This is a genomic window from Propionicimonas sp. T2.31MG-18 (genome assembly GCF_964266745.1).
Lineage (GTDB): Bacteria > Actinomycetota > Actinomycetes > Propionibacteriales > Propionibacteriaceae > Propionicimonas.
In genome coordinates this window covers 294,859-309,485 of the sequence record NZ_CAXWGX010000012.1, presented here as the reverse complement: position 1 = coordinate 309,485, position 14,627 = coordinate 294,859, and the positions used below count along the sequence as shown (strand labels likewise).

Below are 14,627 nucleotides of genomic sequence, written 5' to 3'. Positions count from 1 at the left end.
TCGCTACCCCGGCTCGCCCGGGCGGAGCCGATCGCGCCAGCCGGGGTAGAGCCGGTCGGCATCGGCGGGGAAGGACGCGAAGGCGCGGGCGAACTCGTGGTGGGTGGCGGCCCATTCGACGGGATCCGCGCCGGCGGCCCAGCAGTCATGGGCCTGGCGAAGCGAGCGCGCGCCGGCCGCCGGGCCGTCCAGGTGGCCGTAGGCGCCACCGCCGGCGGTGTTGAGGACGTTCGCGTGGCCCAGGTTGGCGAAGAAGCCGGGCAGCCGCAGGGCGTTCATGCCGCCGGAGACGATGGGCGCGGTCGGCCGCATGCCGTGCCACTCCTGGTGGAACGCCGGGCCGGAGTAGGAGTCGCGCTCGCAGATGTAGGCGATCGCCCGGTCGTCGGCGCTGCCCTCCATCTTGCCGTGGCCCATGGTGCCGACGTGGATGCCCGAGGCGCCCTGGAGGCGGGCCATCTTGGCCAGCACGTAGGCGGTGTAGCCACGCCGCGACGACGGGGAGGTGATCATGCCGTGGCCGGCCCGGTGGTAGTGCAGGAACTGGTTGGGGAACCAGCGCCGCGCGGTGGTGACCATGCCGGGTCCGCCGACGAAGCCGTCGACCAGGAAGGCGACCTTGTCCGCGTCCGGACCGAACGCGGACAGGATGAACTCGCCGCGCGCGACCATCTCGGCGTGGTCGTCTGCGGTGATGTTGGCACTGAACAGCTTCGCCTCACCGGTCGCGTCCATCGCCCGCTTCATCGCGTCGTAGACCAGCGGGATCGTCTGCCTCATCGGCGCGAACACCTGGTTGCCCTGCGGCTCGTCGTTCTTGATGAAGTCCCCGCCCAGCCAGAACTCGTAGGCCGCCCTGGCGAACGGCTCGGGACGAAGCCCCAGCTTGGGCTTGATGATCGTGCCGGCGATGTAGCCCCCGTCCACGACCGGGCGTCCCAGGGTCCGCCACAGGTCGGCGATGCCCCTGGCCGGGCCGTCGAAGAGCTCGATCACCCTGCGCGGCACCCAGAAGTCGTACATCCGTGCCGACTCGATGTCGCCCATGCCCTGGTTGTTCCCGATGGTCAGCGTCAGGAACGACACCAGCATCATCCGGCCGTCGGTGATGTTCCGGTCGAACAGCTCGATCGGGTACGCGATCCGTACCTCGCCGGACGCCTCGTCGGCCCGGTAGACGATCGCGTCCACCCCGCGGGTGAAGTCATCGGTCGTGGACACCTCCACGTTGGTGCCCGTGGAAGACTCGGCGGCGAAGTGCGCGGCCGCCTCCACGAAGCCCACCCCCGGCTTCGGCCTCAGCCAGTACGCGCACAGCACGTGGCGGCCGCCGGCGATGAGCTCGTCCTCGCTGATCCCCAGGTCGGCGTACCTCCGGGACTGGTCCACAATGACTCCCATCACACTCGAAAAGCGCGCACGGAAAAGGAATGCCGGCGCACAATTGTTCACGGAACCGGCCACCCGGGGAACGAATTCCACACACCGGAGCGACCGTCCTCGCTGCGCCAATGCTAATGTCTGCGACGCGGCGCACGGAACGCACCGGAGGCGGCTTGCACAATCGTTCACCGAATCCCCGGCCCGGTGGCGTCATTGCGCAATGTGCGTCCGCGGACGCCCTTGTCGCTCTCCGGGTCAATAGCCTTTCGCCACCTGCCCACGACCGAACCCGAAGGAGCGTCCCGTGGCGGCCCGGACCCTCACCCAGCACCTGCTCGATGTCGGCAGCGACGTCCGCGGTGCCGGCTACGCGCACATCCTGAGCGCGGTCTCGGTCGCGGTCAAGCTGACCGCCGCCACCATCAGCCGGGGTCCGCTCGTGCTCGAGGGCGCCACGGCGACGGCCGGGGAGGACCGCCACGTGCGGCTGCGCCTGCGACGCCTGGCGACGGGCGCCCTCCTCGCGCAGACCGCGGGGATCCACCAGCTGGCGGGCATCTCGATCGCGGGCACGCCCCGGCTGCACCAGGTCTCGCCCGAGGGCCGCTACCTGCTGCTGATCGAGGCCATGCACGGCATGTCCAACCTCGCCGACAACCTGCCCGTGGGTTCGGCGTTCTCGCTGCTCGAGCGCACCGGTGACGGGCCCTGCACGCCCGCGGAGTTCCTCCAGCACGGCCACCGGCAGGTCGCAGCGGGCATCGCCCTGTACGGCCCCCGCACGGTGCTCGTCATGACCACCGGGGACGGGGTGGACGGCTTCACCCTCGACCGCGATGTGGGCAACTTCGTGCTCACCCACCCGCGGGTGCGCGTGCCCGCCGACGCCCGCATGTTCGCCATCAACGCCACCGAGGCGCCGTTCTGGCCGGCCCCGGTGAAGCGGTACGTCGAGGAGTGCATGCGCGGCACCACCGGCCCGCGGGGGCAGGACTTCAGCATGCGCTGGAACGCGTCCGCGCTCGTCGGGGCCTACCGGGTGCTGGTGAGCGGCGGGCTCTTCCTGGCCCCTCGTGTGGAGCGCCCGGGTGCGTGGCTGTCGCCCCTGCTGCACAACGCCGCACCCCTGGCCCTGCTGGCCGAGCAGGCGGGGGGCGCCGCCAGCACCGGCACCGGCCGCGTGCTGGACGTCGTCCCCGTCGACCTCGGCACCCGGACCCCGCTGTTCCTGGGCAGTACCGCGGAGGTGGAGCGGCTGGAGCGCTACGTCGCCGACCACGCCAGCGGGACCGACCGGGAGTTCTCACACCCGCTGTTCCACAACCGCACCCTGTTCGCCGACTGACCGGATTCCAGGAGGACGCATGTCGCGCAAGCACCCGGTGATCGCCATCACCGGCTCCTCGGGAGCCGGCACGAGCACCGTCACCGACACCTTCCAGCAGATCTTCCAGCGGGAGGGCATCACCGCAGCCATCGTCCACGGCGACTCGTTCCACCGCTACGACCGCGCCGAGATGAAGCGCGTGCACGCGGAGGCCGAGGCCGCCGGACGGGCGGCGATGAGCCACTTCGGCCCGGAGGCGAACCTCTTCGAGGAGCTCGAGGGCCTGTTCCACCAGTACGGCGAGAACGGCACCGGCAGCGTCCGCAACTACGTCCACGACGAGGGCGAGGCGCTGCTGTTCTCGCAGCCACCCGGCACGTTCACACCCTGGCAGGAGCTCGCCCCCGGCACGGACCTGCTCTACTACGAGGGGCTGCACGGGGCCGTCCAGACCGACACGGTGGACGTCGCCCGGCATGCCGACCTGCTCATCGGCGTGGTGCCCACGATCAACCTGGAGTGGATCCAGAAGCTGCACCGCGACCGCACCAAGCGCGGCTACTCCACCGAGGCGGTGACCGACACCATCCTTCGCCGGATGCCCGATTACGTGAACTTCATCTGCCCCCAATTCACGAAGACCCACATCAATTTCCAGCGGGTCCCGATCGTGGACACCTCGAATCCCTTCGCGGCGCGCTGGATTCCGACGGCTGATGAATCCATGGTGGTCATTCGATTCGCCGATCCTCGCGGAATCGATTTCCCCTACCTGCTGTCGATGATCGACGGTTCGCTGATGTCGCGGGCGAACAGCATCGTGGTGCCCGGCGGCAAGATGGAGCTCGCGATGCAGCTCATCCTGACGCCGCTGGTCTGGCGACTCCACGACACCGCGAGCAGGGAACGCTCCGTGGTCGGCAGCGGCGTCGGCTGACCCCCGGAGCTACCGGGCGTAGGCGACGGCGATCGCTGCGCCCAGCGCGGCGTTGTGCTTGACCAGGGCGATGTTCGCCCGCAACGACTCCCCGCCGGACAACTCGACGATGCGTCCCAGCAGGAACGGCGTGATCGCCGCGCCGGTGATCCCCCGCTGGTCGGCCTCGGCGACGGCCTGCTCGATCAGCCGCCCGATCTCCGCCTCGGGGATCTCGTCCTCGACCGGGATCGGGTTGGCGACGACGATGCCGCCGGCGAGCCCGAGCGACCACTTCGCACGCATCGCGCGCGCCACCTCCTCCGCGCTGTCCAGCCGCAGCGGTGAGCGGAAGCCGCTGGAGCGGGAGTAGAACGAGGGGAAGTCGTCGGAGCCGACCGTGACCACGGGCACGCCGAGCGTCTCGAGCACCTCCAGGGTGCGCCCGATGTCGAGCAGCGACTTCACCCCCGCGCTGACCACGGCGACGTCGGTGAGGCTCAGCTCGGTCAGGTCGGCCGACACGTCCATCGAGTGCTCCGCCCCGCGGTGCACCCCGCCCAGGCCGCCGGTCACGAACACGTGGATGCCGGCGAGCGCCGCCAGCCGCATCGTCGAGGCGACGGTGGTGGCGCCGTGCTCGGCCCGCGCGATCACCACGGGCAGGTCACGGATGCTCACCTTCCGCACGTGCTCGTCGGAGCCGAGCAGGTCGAGCTCGTCGTCGTCCAGCCCGATCCGGGGGACGCCGTGCAGGACCGCGATCGTCGCCGGGACGGCGCCACCGTCGCGGATGATCTGCTCGACCTCGCGGGCGGTCTGCACGTTCTTCGGGTACGGCATGCCGTGGCTGATGATCGTCGACTCCAGTGCGACCACGGGACGGCCGGACGCCAGCGCGTCCCGCACCTCCGGGGCGACGGCGAGCAGGGGATGCGGTTCGGTCATGGTCGGGCTCCTCATGGTTGTCGGGTGTCGGCGAGGGCCGCGGCGAACGCGACCCCGAGGTCGGGGCGGACGGTGTGGCCGCTGGCCACGGTGAGGGCTGCGGCGAGGTGTCCCTGCCGGGCAGCCTCCGCGGGGCTCTCCCCCGCCAGCAGCCCGTGCACGAACCCGGCAGTGAGGGCGTCGCCCGCGCCCGTGACGTCCGCGACCTCTGCGGGGACGGCGTCCAGTGCGACCACGTCGTCCGCGCTGACCAGCAGGCTGCCCCCGGCGCCCCTGCTCACCCACACGTGGGCCACCCCGCGCGCGTGCAGGCCGCGGGCGGCGGTGACGATGTCGGCGGTGGTGTCGTCCACCGGGCGCCCGACGAGGGCGGCCAGTTCGTCGACGTTCGGCGTCACCGCGTACACCGGCAGGTCCGGACGCAGCAGCGGGGCGATCCGGGCCGCCTTGGCGACGCTGACCGGTTCGAGCACCACGGGGACGCCGCCCCCGCCGGCCACCGCCAGCACCCAGGCCGCCACGGGCACGCCCACGTTCCCGTCCAGGACGGCGACACCGGCGTGGGCGATCAGCTCCTGGGACCGGCTCAGCGCGGCCACGTCCATGGCGTCGGTGGCGGCGAAGTCCGACAGCCCGACCACCAGCTCGCCGTCGGAGTCCAGGGCGGCGAGGTAGCTGCCCGTGGGGTGGGGGCTGGTGACGACGTGGTCGACGTAGACCCCCGCCTCCGCTGTGATCGCGAGCAGGTCCCGTCCCGCGGTGTCGGCACCGACGGCCGCGACGAGGTGCACGCGCCCGCCGAGGCGGGCCACGCCCTCCGCGATGTTGCGGCCGACGCCGCCGGGCGTGCGTCCGACCACGGCGGGGTTGGAGGTACGCAGCCGGACGGTCGCCACGCTGCGGGCCTTGATGTCCCAGGCGGCCCCGCCGACGACGACCGCCCAGGGCTCACCGCGCAGGATGTAGCCGCGGCCGACGATCTCGCCCTTCTGGCTCAGCGCGGACAGGGCGACCGCCACGGCTCCCTTGCTGGTGCCGAGGCTGCGGGCGAGCCCGGCCGCGTCGAGCAACGGCTGTGCCCGGAGCAGGGCGAGGATCTCGCGCTCCCGCGGCGTCAAGGTCACACTAGGCATTCTTAGCGGACCTTGATTCTCTTAGCAATCCCTCGGCGCCCCCCGTGCCGGACTACTCTTCGCATCGTGCCCTTCGCGTCCGACCCCGCACACCCGGACACGATCACCCAGTGGTGCGAGCTCCATCTCGGCTCCTCGCCGGTGCACAGCTTCATCGCCGACCCGCCGTCGTCCCAGCTGTGGGGCTTCGAACTCGCTGACGGACGCGTGGTGGCGGTGAAGGTGCGCCCCGCGTCCGCGCGTCTGGACACGTGCGTCGCGGCCCAGCGGAGGGCCCACGAGGCCGGCATCGCCTGCCCGCTGCCGCTGGCCGGGCCCGCCCCGATGGGGCCGGAGCCGCTGCTGGTGACGGCGGAGACGTGGCGTTCGGACGGCGCCGTGGTGCCCGCTGAGGACCCGCCGGGCAGCTACGGCCGGCTCCTCGCTCGGCTGGTCACCGCGCTGTCCGGGCTGGATCCGGCTCCCCTCGTGCCGCCACCACCATGGTTGCGCTACGACCATCGCGCCGCCGGCCGCCTGTGGGCCCCGGTGGCCGTCCCGGGCCGGGATCCCGAGGACGTGGTGCGCGTCCTGCCGCCCGGGCTGGTCGGTCAGGCCCGCCTCGCGAGGGAACGGCTGCTCGCCGCTGACCTCCCGTCCGTCATCGGCCACCCCGACCTCAACGGCGCACACGTGCGGTGGCTCGACGGCCCCGGCGGCGCCCCACTGCCGGTCGTGCACGGCTGGGACGAGCTCACGGCGCGTCCGGAGGCGGTGCTGGTGGGGTGCCTCACCGCCAACTACCACGAACTCCCCGATGAACCGCGGCTGGCACCCGTGGTGCAGGGGGAACGCGTCCTCGCCGCCTACCAGGCCGAGACCGGACGGGCCTTCAGCGCGGACGAGCTCGAGGTGGCGTGGGCGGCGAGCCTGTGGGTGGCGGCCCACAACGCGGCCATGGAGCACGTGAACGGCGCCGCGGGCCAGGTGACGCACCAGCTGGTGCTCGACGCCCCGCTGCGGCTCCACCTCGCGGGCTGCTGACGCTAGCCCGGCTGCCGCGCCGCCCGCACGCGGTCGCGCCAGGCCCGGTAGCCGACAGCCGCCGCCGCGACGCCGAGGCCGAGCAGCGCCGGCCAGCCCGTCAGCCAGAGCAGCACGCACACGCACAGCAGGGAGAAGCCCGCCGTCAGCTTCTCGCCCCGGCCGGGCAGCAGCTTGACCGCCGCGGCGGTACCGAACACGTACACCAGCGTGAGTCCGCCGGTGACCAGGAGCATCAGGGTGTGCAGCTCGATCGGCAGAAGCTGCGCGACGACGGCAGCGGCCACGACGAACACCAGCGAACGGCGGGTGGTGCCGAAGGCGCGGTAGGGCAGGGCCCCCTCCCGGGCCAGTGCGGCACCGAACCGGCAGGCTCCCGTGACGTAGGCGTTCACGGTGCCGAGGGTGAGCAGGACGGCGACGACGGCCAGGACGGGGCGTACCGGGCCGCCGAGGCCCCTCGCGAGCAGGTCCGCCAGCGGGGCCTGGCTGCCGGCCAGGTCCGGCCCCAGCACCACGACGCTGGCCCACGCCACCGACAGGTAGAGGACGCCCACGACGATCACGGCGAGCATGGTCGCCCTCGGCACGTCCCGCCGTGGGTTCGCGTACTCCGGTGACAGCGAGGACACGGCCTCCCAGCCGGCGAAGGCCCAGACCAGGAGGGCCGCGGCCGAGCCGACCGCCCCCCACCCGGCGGGAGCGAAGGGCGTGAGGTTGCCGAGGTCCGCGTGTGGGAGCGCGGCCAGTGCGGTGACCAGGAGCAGCGTGGCGAGAGTGGCCGACAGCGCCAGCTGGACCCGTCCGGACACGTGCAGCCCCAGCCAGTTCATCCAGAACACCGCGGCGATGATGGCCAGGAAGGTGAGCGTCTTCGTGAGCTGGCCGCCCCCGACGACATCGGCGACGTAGCCGCCGGCGAACGAGCACGCCGCGGGGGCCCCCAGGGGCACGGCGAAGTAGAAGATCCAGCCGACGGCGTCCGCGGCCCGGGTGCCGAACGCCCGCCGGACGTAGGCGGAGACCCCTCCGCCGTCGGGGAAGCGCGCGCCGAGCTCGCCGAAGGTCCAGGCCAGCGGGGCCGACAGCACGACGAGCGCCAGCCAGGCGACCAGGGACGCGGGGCCGGCGATCGCGTCGGCCACGGCCGGCAGTGCGATCACCCCGGCGCCGAGCACGGCCCCGGCGCTCAGGGCCGTCCCCTGGGCCACCGTCAGCTTGTGCACCGCGTCACCCTAACGGCTGGCGCCGACACCGCGTGGCCGGGTCAGCGAAGTTGTGCGCATGGCAGCGCGGTCCGACGTCACCAACTTGACGCCGGGTTCGCCGGCTTCTTCGTGCTGACCGTTGCCACGTCGGTGATCCTGAGCTGGGTGTACCGGCTGGGCCGGGGGTCGGTGCTGGCGTGCGCCCTGTTCCACGGGGTGATCGACGTGATGTTCGTCGCGACCGGGGTCCTGTCGGCATCGCCGTCGGCCTTCTGGGCCGTCGTGGTGCTGCACGTGGCGGTCGCGGCAGCGCTGTGGTGGCGCGGCGCCTTGCGTCCGGTCACGGCCGCCGCTTAGCTCGGGGCATGTCCACCGTCCACCTCCGCCCGGTCGAGCGGCTGGTCTTCTTCACCGACGCCGTCGTGGCGATCGCGATGACCCTGTTGATCCTCCCGCTGCTGGAGTCGGTCACGGACGCGGCGAAGGAGGGCCTCGACACCGGGGGCTACCTCCGCGCCCACGACGGCCAGCTCGTGGCGTTCGCGCTGAGCTTCGTGATCATCGCGGCGTTCTGGCGCGGCCACGACCGGCTGTTCGAGCACGTCGAGAAGCAGGACGGTGTGCTGCTGCGGCCCAACGTCGCCTGGATGTTCACCATCGTCTGGCTGCCCGTCGCGACCGCCCTCATCGGCGCCCTCGAGACCGATCGCCTCCAATTGGCGGTCTACATCGGCACGATGCTCGCGACCAGCCTGATCCCCCTGTCCATGCGCTGGTGGCTGGGCCGCCGGCCCGCGCTGGTCGGGCCCGGTTTCGCAGCGACGGCGTCCGCGCTGACGGCCCCGGGGGTGTCCACGGGCCTGTTCGCCCTTGCGCTCGTGCTGGCGGTCACGGTGCCGGGGCTCCAGTTCTGGTCGCTGCTGGTGCTGCTGCTCGAGCCGCTGGTCGCCGCCGTCCTCCGGCGCGTCCGTCACCCCTGACATGCCAGGAGCGGACGGCCGGTGAGGCTCGTCCGCTCCTGTGGCGTCTTCTGCGATCGGGTCTTCCTCAGGTCAGTCGCTGCCGGCCTCGCGGCCTCGCAGCAGCAGCGGCTGCTCCCCCCTGGCGCTTCCAGCCTAGGGACGCGGGGCCCTCCACGTCTGTCCCCCCGACGGGGGACATCACGGCGTCGTGCGGTCGGCGTCCGCGCCGGCATCAGGGGCCGGGGACGTGGCATCCTGCGCCGCTGAGGCGCTGCCGGGCGGGTGCGGCGCAGCCGGAGCGGACGCGGGGGCCGGGGCGTGCACGACCACCGGGCGCCGGGCCCTGCGCCGCCAGGCGAGCAGGGGGACGACGATGAGGGCCGCCAGCGCGGCGAACGGCAGCACGGCCCCCACGACGGTCATCAGCACGCGGCTGCTGGAGACCAGGGCGTTCCATCCCGCCATGAGCCCGCCGAGGAACCCGGTGGTCTCGATCTCGCTGGCCTTCTCCGGAGTCTCCAGGGTGATGGTGACCGGCGACGTCGCGACCCGCGCGGCGAGCACGCGCTGCTGGGCGACCAGGGAGTCCCGCTCCGAGATCCGGGCCTGCGTCTCCCCTTCGAGCTGGATCAGGTCGCTGGTGCGGTCGGCACGCTTCCACAGCTCGCGCAGCCGCGCGATGGAGTCGTTGAGCGTGCGGATGCGGGCGTCCACGTCGGCGACCTCGAGGCTGACGTCCTCCGACGACACCACCCTGCTGGTCAGGGTGCCGACCGACTTCAGCTGGTCGAGGGTCGAGTCGAGGCGGTCGGACGGCACCGTGATGACGATCGTCGAGACCGGGCCACGCTCGTCGTCCGCTGCCGCACGGGTGACGAGATTCTCGGCCGTGACCTGTCCGTCCATCGCCCTGGCGAGCTGGCGCAACTGGGCGGCGGCCGCCTCGACGTCGGTCACGGTGATCCTGACCAGCGCCGTCCGGGCGATCTTCTGCTCGACGGTGATCCCGGGCACCCCGGCGGGCTGTTCTGCCGGCGCCGGCTCCGCCCCGGCCTCGCCGGGGGCGTCGACGCGGCCGTCGGCCGCCATCGTGGCGTTGGGGAAGGAGGCGCCCGACCCGCCGGAGCAGCCGGCCAGCAGGGCGAGGGAGGCGATCGCGGCGGCGGCCGCGCCGAGCACGGGCAGTGTCTTCATGCCCTGTCCCACGGGCGGCGCATGCGCTTTGTTGCGTAGGTGGCGCCACGGCGCCGGACTGTTGCGCAATCGTGACCTGCACCAGACTGGGCCGATGACCTCCGACAGCTACGACGTCATTGTGATCGGCGGCGGGCCGGCCGGCGAGAACGCCGCCGACTACGCGATTCGCGGCTCGGACCGCACCGCCCTCCTCGTGGAGCACGAGCGTGTGGGCGGTGAGTGCTCGTACTGGGCGTGCATGCCGAGCAAGGCGCTCCTGCGGCCCCTGGACGTGCGGGCGGCCGCCGAGCACCTCGAGGGGCTACCCCAGCACGTGCCGGTGGACGCGGCCGCACTGTTCGCACGCCGTGACTCCTGGGTCTCGCACTACGACGACAGCGGGCAGGTCTCGTGGGCCACGGGGGCCGGCATCGACGTCGTCCGCGGCACCGGCCGGCTGGCCGGCGAGCGGCGCGTGCAGGTGACCACGGACGGGGTGACGCGGGAGGTCGAGGCCCGCATCGCGGTCGTGCTCGCCACGGGCAGCGTTGCGGTGGTCCCGGGCACCTTCGCCTCGGTGCACCCGTGGACGTCGCGCGACGCGACCGGGCTGTCGGAGGTCCCGAAGTCGATAGCCGTCGTCGGCGGCGGGGTTGTCTCGGTCGAGGCGTGTACCTGGCTGGCCGGGCTCGGGGCCCGGGTGACGCTGCTCGTGCGGGGCCGGCGGCTGCTCGAGCGTTTCGAGCCGTTCGCCTCCGACCTGGTCGCGGACGGCCTGCGGGGCGCGGGCGTCGACGTGCAGTTCGGCGCGGACGTCTCCCGGGCCGAGCGGCCCGACGGCAGGGACACCGGCGTCGGGCGGGTGCACGGCGGCCCGGTCACGCTCACCGTGGACGGCGCGTCCCGGGACTTCGCCGAGGTGCTCGTCGCCACGGGACGGCGTCCGGCCACCGACGCGCTGGGGCTGGAGACCGTCGGACTTCCCGCCGACGCGCTGCGGCAGGCGTCCCTGCTGCCGCAGTGGCTGCACGCCGTCGGAGACGTCAGCGGAGAGGCACCGCTCACGCACTGGGGCAAGTACCGGGCGCGCCTGGTCGGGGACCGGATCGCCGCCGTCGCCGAGGGACGGCCCGTCCCGGACGAACCCGCGGACGTGCCGGTGCCGCAAGTTGTCTTCACCGACCCACAGGTGGCCTCCAGCGGCCCCAGCGAGGACGAGGCCACGGCCCGCGGCCTCGTGGTCGACCCCGTCGAGGTCGACCTGACCAGCGCCTCGGGCTTCGGGCTCTTGCGTGACGACGCCTCGGGCCGGGCGAAGCTGCTCTTCGAGCGCGACACCGGCCGCCTCATCGGCGCGACCTTCGTCGGGCAGGAGGTGGGCGAGCTGGTGCACGCTGCGACCGTCGCCATCGTCGGCCGCCTGACGGCCGGTCAGCTCTGGCACGCCGTCCCGTCCTACCCGACGGCGAGCGAGGTCTGGCTCCGCCTCCTGGAGGCCTACCGGGCACGGTGAGGCGTCCGGTGCGGCAGGTGCCACTGGCCGTGCAGGTCCTGCGCGAGGAAGCCCTCCTCCGCGAGGCGGTCGAGGGCGGCCAGGCACCGCGGGAGGGTGATACCCGCACGCAGCGCGACCTCCCCCGCCGGTAGTGCGCCGCGGCCAGGCACCGCCTCGAACACCCGAAGTTCGACGCCGTCCAGGTCGTCGGTCGCGCGGTGCTCCCCCGGCGTCCGCGGGCTCGCCCTTCCCAGCGGCGAGAGCAGCTCGAGCACGTCCGTCGCGCCCGTGACCAGCACCGCCTCGGCCTCCCGGATCAGCCTGTGCGGGGTGACGGACGTCGCGCTGCCGACCGGCCCGGGGACCGCCATCACCACGCGCGCGAGCGCATTCGCCCACGTCACGGTGTTGCGGGCGCCGGAGCGGGCGGCGGCCTCCACCAGCACGGTGCCCGGGGCGAGCGCGGCGATCAGCCGGTTGCGGGCCAGGAACCTCACCCGCGTCGGGTGCTCCCCCGGCGCCAGCTCGCTCACGAGCACGCCACGCTCGGCGATGCGCTCGAACAGGGGCCGGTGGCCGGCCGGATACGGCTGGTCGAGTCCTCCGGCCAGCACCGCCACGGTCGGCGTCCGGCCGGCGAGGCACCCGCGGTGGGCCGCGGCGTCGATGCCGTACGCGCCGCCGGACACGATGCTGCGTCCGCCTTCGGACAGTTCCGCCCCGAGGTCGGCCGCCACCGTGTCTCCGTAGGCGGTGGAGGCCCGGGACCCGACGATCGCCACGCTGGAGGAGCACAGCTCGCCCAGGTGGCCACCGCCGCCGACCCACAGCCCCAGCGGCTCCCCCGACAGCTCGTTCACGGGCTCGCCCCCGACGAGGTCCGCCAGCGCGGCGGGCCACTCCTCGTCGTCGGGGACCACGAAGCGCAGCCCCGCGGCCCGGGTGCGGGCCACGAGCTCCTCGGGCACGACGCGACGCGCCCGGACCGCGAGCGGCACGTCGCCCGGTCGCTCCCTGACACTGGCCCACACAGCTTCGGCCCCGTACGCCGCCACCGCCTCGGCGACCGCGGGATGGCCCGGTTCGACCACGGCAGCCAGGGACATCCTCGCGAGCCGCTCGTCCATCACGCCGCCTCCGTTCCCGACTCGCCCCGCCGCATCGCCAGGGCCGTGTGCAGGTGCTCGCGCCCGGGCCGGTCCGCCCCCGCGAGGTCCGCCACCGTCCAGGCGAGCCGCAGCACCTTGTCGACCCCCCGGGCGGACAGGCGTCCCCGGGCCACGGCCGCATCGAGGATCTCCGCGCCCTCGGGGAGGGGCAGGCGCTTGCGCAGGGCCGGCCCCGGCACCTCGCCGTTGGTGCGCCACCCGCTGCCGTCGAGGCGGCGGCGCTGCCGGTCGCGCGCGGCCCGCACCCGCTCGGCCACGACGGCCGTGCTCTCGGCGGGCTCCTGGCCGTGGCGCAGGAATGCCGCCTTCACCGGGCGCAGCTGCTGGTGGATGTCGATCCGGTCAAGGATCGGCCCCGACACCCGCGAGGCGTACCGGCGCACGGCCATGGGCGCGCAGCGGCAGCCGCCCCCGGGCGTACCGGCCATGCCGCACGGGCACGGATTGGCGGCCAGGACGAGCTGGAAGCGCGCCGGGTAGACCGCCGTCGCCATCGATCGCCCGAGCACGATCCGTCCCGACTCCAGGGGCACGCGCAGCGCCTCCATCACCCGGGGGGAGAATTCCGGCGCCTCGTCGAGGAAGAGCACGCCGCGGTGCGCTCGCGACACCGCCCCCGGAAGGGCGATTCGGGCCCCTCCGCCGACCAGGCTGGCGATGGAGGCCGAGTGGTGGGGGTCTGCGTACGGCGGACGCCGGACCAGGCCGCCGTCGAGGTTCGCACCGACGAGGGAGTGCACCGCGGACACCTCCAGCGCCTCGCTCACCTCCAGGTCGGGCAGCAGGCCGGGCAGGCGCTCGGCCAGGAGGGTCTTGCCGGCCCCCGGCGGCCCGTGCAGGTAGAGGTGGTGCCGGCCGGCCGCGGCGACTTCCAGCGCCCACTTGCCCTCCGCCTGCCCCGCGACATCGGCGAGGTCGAGGCGTGCCCGCTCCTGCGCCGGTTCCTCCGCGGGGGGCGGCAGTGTGGCGCCCTCACCGCCGGTGAGGACGTCGAACAGGTCGGCGAGGTCGCCGGCCCCGAACACCTCCACGCCGTCGACGAGCGAGGCCTCCCGCATCTGGCCGGCCGGCACCACCACGCGGGCGAACCCGCGTCCGGCAGCGGAGAGGATCGCCGGCAGCAGCCCCCGCACCGTGCGCACCCGCCCGTCCAGCCCCAGCTCGCCGAAGAGCGCGAGCCCCTCCAGCGCCGCCGGGTCGAACTTCCGTCCGGCAGCGGCCACGGCAGCCGCGATCGCGAGGTCGTAGTGGGAGCCTGCCTTGGGCAGGGTCGCCGGGGAGAGGTTGATCGTCACCGGGTCGGACGGCCACCCGAAGCCCGTCGACGCCATCGAGGCGCGGCACCGGTCGCGGGCCTCGTACAGGGCCGCGTCCGGGAGCCCGACCATGGTGGTGCGCGGCAGGCCGCTGCTGATCGCGGCCTCGACCTCGACCATCGTCCCCTCGATGCCCACCAGCGCGACCGACCACGCCCTCGCCTGGCTCACCGTCCGATCCCCGGCACGTGGGTGATCACCGGCGGCGCCCCTCGCGTGAGCAGCACGCCGACCCCGTCGAACCGGATGTGGCGCACCGGGGAGGGCTGCGCCCGCAGCCAGTGCAGGGCCACCTGCTTCAGCTTGGCGACCTTCGCCGTCGTGATGCCCTCCAGCGGAGGGCCGAAACCCAACCCGATGCGGCACTTGACCTCACAGAAGACCACCACGGGCTCGGGGCCCGGCTCCAGTGCCACGATGTCGAGCTCTCCGGCCGGACACCGCCAGTTCCGCTCGAGGATCCTCCAGCCCAATCGCTGCAAGTGTGCTGCTGCCAGTTCCTCCCCGACGTGCCAGACCTCGGCGCGTTCCACCGCAACCACCTCCCGATGGTCACTATCCGGGAGGGACC

General features: G+C 73.5%; 14 protein-coding genes. 6 read left to right on the top strand and 8 right to left on the bottom strand.

The window, feature by feature from the left end:
- Positions 1 to 3: 3 nt before the first annotated feature.
- The gene (locus ACFQQJ_RS06425) at positions 4 to 1,401 is read right to left on the bottom strand and encodes a ribulose-bisphosphate carboxylase (protein WP_377105161.1); all 1,398 of its coding nucleotides are present in this window, start codon (positions 1,399 to 1,401) and stop codon (positions 4 to 6) included.
- A 286-nt stretch (positions 1,402 to 1,687) separates the two neighbouring features.
- Between ACFQQJ_RS06425 and ACFQQJ_RS06420 the strand changes: the two genes are divergently transcribed.
- Positions 1,688 to 2,728 carry a hypothetical protein gene (locus tag ACFQQJ_RS06420; protein ID WP_377105160.1) on the top strand — a complete coding sequence of 347 codons (1,041 nt, stop codon included), beginning with the start codon at positions 1,688 to 1,690 and terminating at the stop codon, positions 2,726 to 2,728.
- A gap of 19 nt (positions 2,729 to 2,747) precedes the next feature.
- The gene (locus tag ACFQQJ_RS06415) at positions 2,748 to 3,647 is read left to right on the top strand and encodes a phosphoribulokinase (protein WP_377105159.1); all 900 of its coding nucleotides are present in this window, start codon (positions 2,748 to 2,750) and stop codon (positions 3,645 to 3,647) included.
- A gap of 9 nt (positions 3,648 to 3,656) precedes the next feature.
- Here ACFQQJ_RS06415 and ACFQQJ_RS06410 read toward each other — a convergent pair whose 3' ends face one another.
- Entirely contained in the window at positions 3,657 to 4,574 is a 918-nt protein-coding gene (locus tag ACFQQJ_RS06410) for a pseudouridine-5'-phosphate glycosidase (RefSeq protein WP_377105158.1), read from the bottom strand.
- Positions 4,575 to 4,585: 11 nt separating this feature from the next.
- Positions 4,586 to 5,698: a PfkB family carbohydrate kinase gene (locus ACFQQJ_RS06405; protein ID WP_377105157.1), complete on the bottom strand. Its 1,113-nt coding sequence runs from the start codon at positions 5,696 to 5,698 to the stop codon at positions 4,586 to 4,588.
- 75 nt (positions 5,699 to 5,773) lie between these two features.
- On the opposite strand from ACFQQJ_RS06405, the gene ACFQQJ_RS06400 reads away from it, so the two are divergent.
- On the top strand, positions 5,774 to 6,730 hold the full coding sequence (locus tag ACFQQJ_RS06400; protein WP_377105156.1) for a hypothetical protein: 957 nt from the start codon (positions 5,774 to 5,776) through the stop codon (positions 6,728 to 6,730).
- A gap of 2 nt (positions 6,731 to 6,732) precedes the next feature.
- Here the strand turns inward: ACFQQJ_RS06400 and ACFQQJ_RS06395 are convergent, their stop codons facing one another.
- Positions 6,733 to 7,956, bottom strand: coding sequence for an APC family permease (locus ACFQQJ_RS06395; RefSeq protein WP_377105155.1), 1,224 nt, complete (start codon positions 7,954 to 7,956; stop codon positions 6,733 to 6,735).
- Positions 7,957 to 8,067: 111 nt separating this feature from the next.
- On the opposite strand from ACFQQJ_RS06395, the gene ACFQQJ_RS06390 reads away from it, so the two are divergent.
- On the top strand, positions 8,068 to 8,295 hold the full coding sequence (locus tag ACFQQJ_RS06390) for a hypothetical protein (protein WP_377105154.1): 228 nt from the start codon (positions 8,068 to 8,070) through the stop codon (positions 8,293 to 8,295).
- Positions 8,296 to 8,303: 8 nt separating this feature from the next.
- Positions 8,304 to 8,918, top strand: a complete 615-nt coding sequence (locus tag ACFQQJ_RS06385) for a TMEM175 family protein (protein ID WP_377105153.1) — start codon at positions 8,304 to 8,306, stop codon at positions 8,916 to 8,918.
- 180 nt (positions 8,919 to 9,098) lie between these two features.
- Here ACFQQJ_RS06385 and ACFQQJ_RS06380 read toward each other — a convergent pair whose 3' ends face one another.
- Positions 9,099 to 10,094 (bottom strand): DUF4349 domain-containing protein, encoded by a 996-nt coding sequence (locus ACFQQJ_RS06380; RefSeq protein ID WP_377105152.1) that lies wholly within the window; start codon positions 10,092 to 10,094, stop codon positions 9,099 to 9,101.
- 94 nt (positions 10,095 to 10,188) lie between these two features.
- Between ACFQQJ_RS06380 and ACFQQJ_RS06375 the strand changes: the two genes are divergently transcribed.
- Complete coding sequence (locus ACFQQJ_RS06375) at positions 10,189 to 11,589, top strand: dihydrolipoyl dehydrogenase family protein (RefSeq protein WP_377105151.1); 1,401 nt, start codon at positions 10,189 to 10,191, stop codon at positions 11,587 to 11,589.
- Here ACFQQJ_RS06375 and dprA read toward each other — a convergent pair.
- The 3 genes from dprA to ACFQQJ_RS06360 are packed head-to-tail and all read right to left on the bottom strand — an operon-like array spanning position 11,574 to position 14,589.
- Positions 11,574 to 12,698 carry a DNA-processing protein DprA gene (gene dprA / locus ACFQQJ_RS06370; RefSeq protein WP_377105150.1) on the bottom strand — a complete coding sequence of 375 codons (1,125 nt, stop codon included), beginning with the start codon at positions 12,696 to 12,698 and terminating at the stop codon, positions 11,574 to 11,576. The genes ACFQQJ_RS06375 and dprA overlap by 16 nt on opposite strands.
- Positions 12,698 to 14,227, bottom strand: coding sequence for a YifB family Mg chelatase-like AAA ATPase (locus tag ACFQQJ_RS06365; protein WP_377105149.1), 1,530 nt, complete (start codon positions 14,225 to 14,227; stop codon positions 12,698 to 12,700). The genes dprA and ACFQQJ_RS06365 overlap by 1 nt, the downstream gene beginning before the upstream one ends.
- Positions 14,224 to 14,589, bottom strand: a complete 366-nt coding sequence (locus ACFQQJ_RS06360; RefSeq protein WP_377105148.1) for a YraN family protein — start codon at positions 14,587 to 14,589, stop codon at positions 14,224 to 14,226. The genes ACFQQJ_RS06365 and ACFQQJ_RS06360 overlap by 4 nt, the downstream gene beginning before the upstream one ends.
- Positions 14,590 to 14,627: the final 38 nt, after the last annotated feature.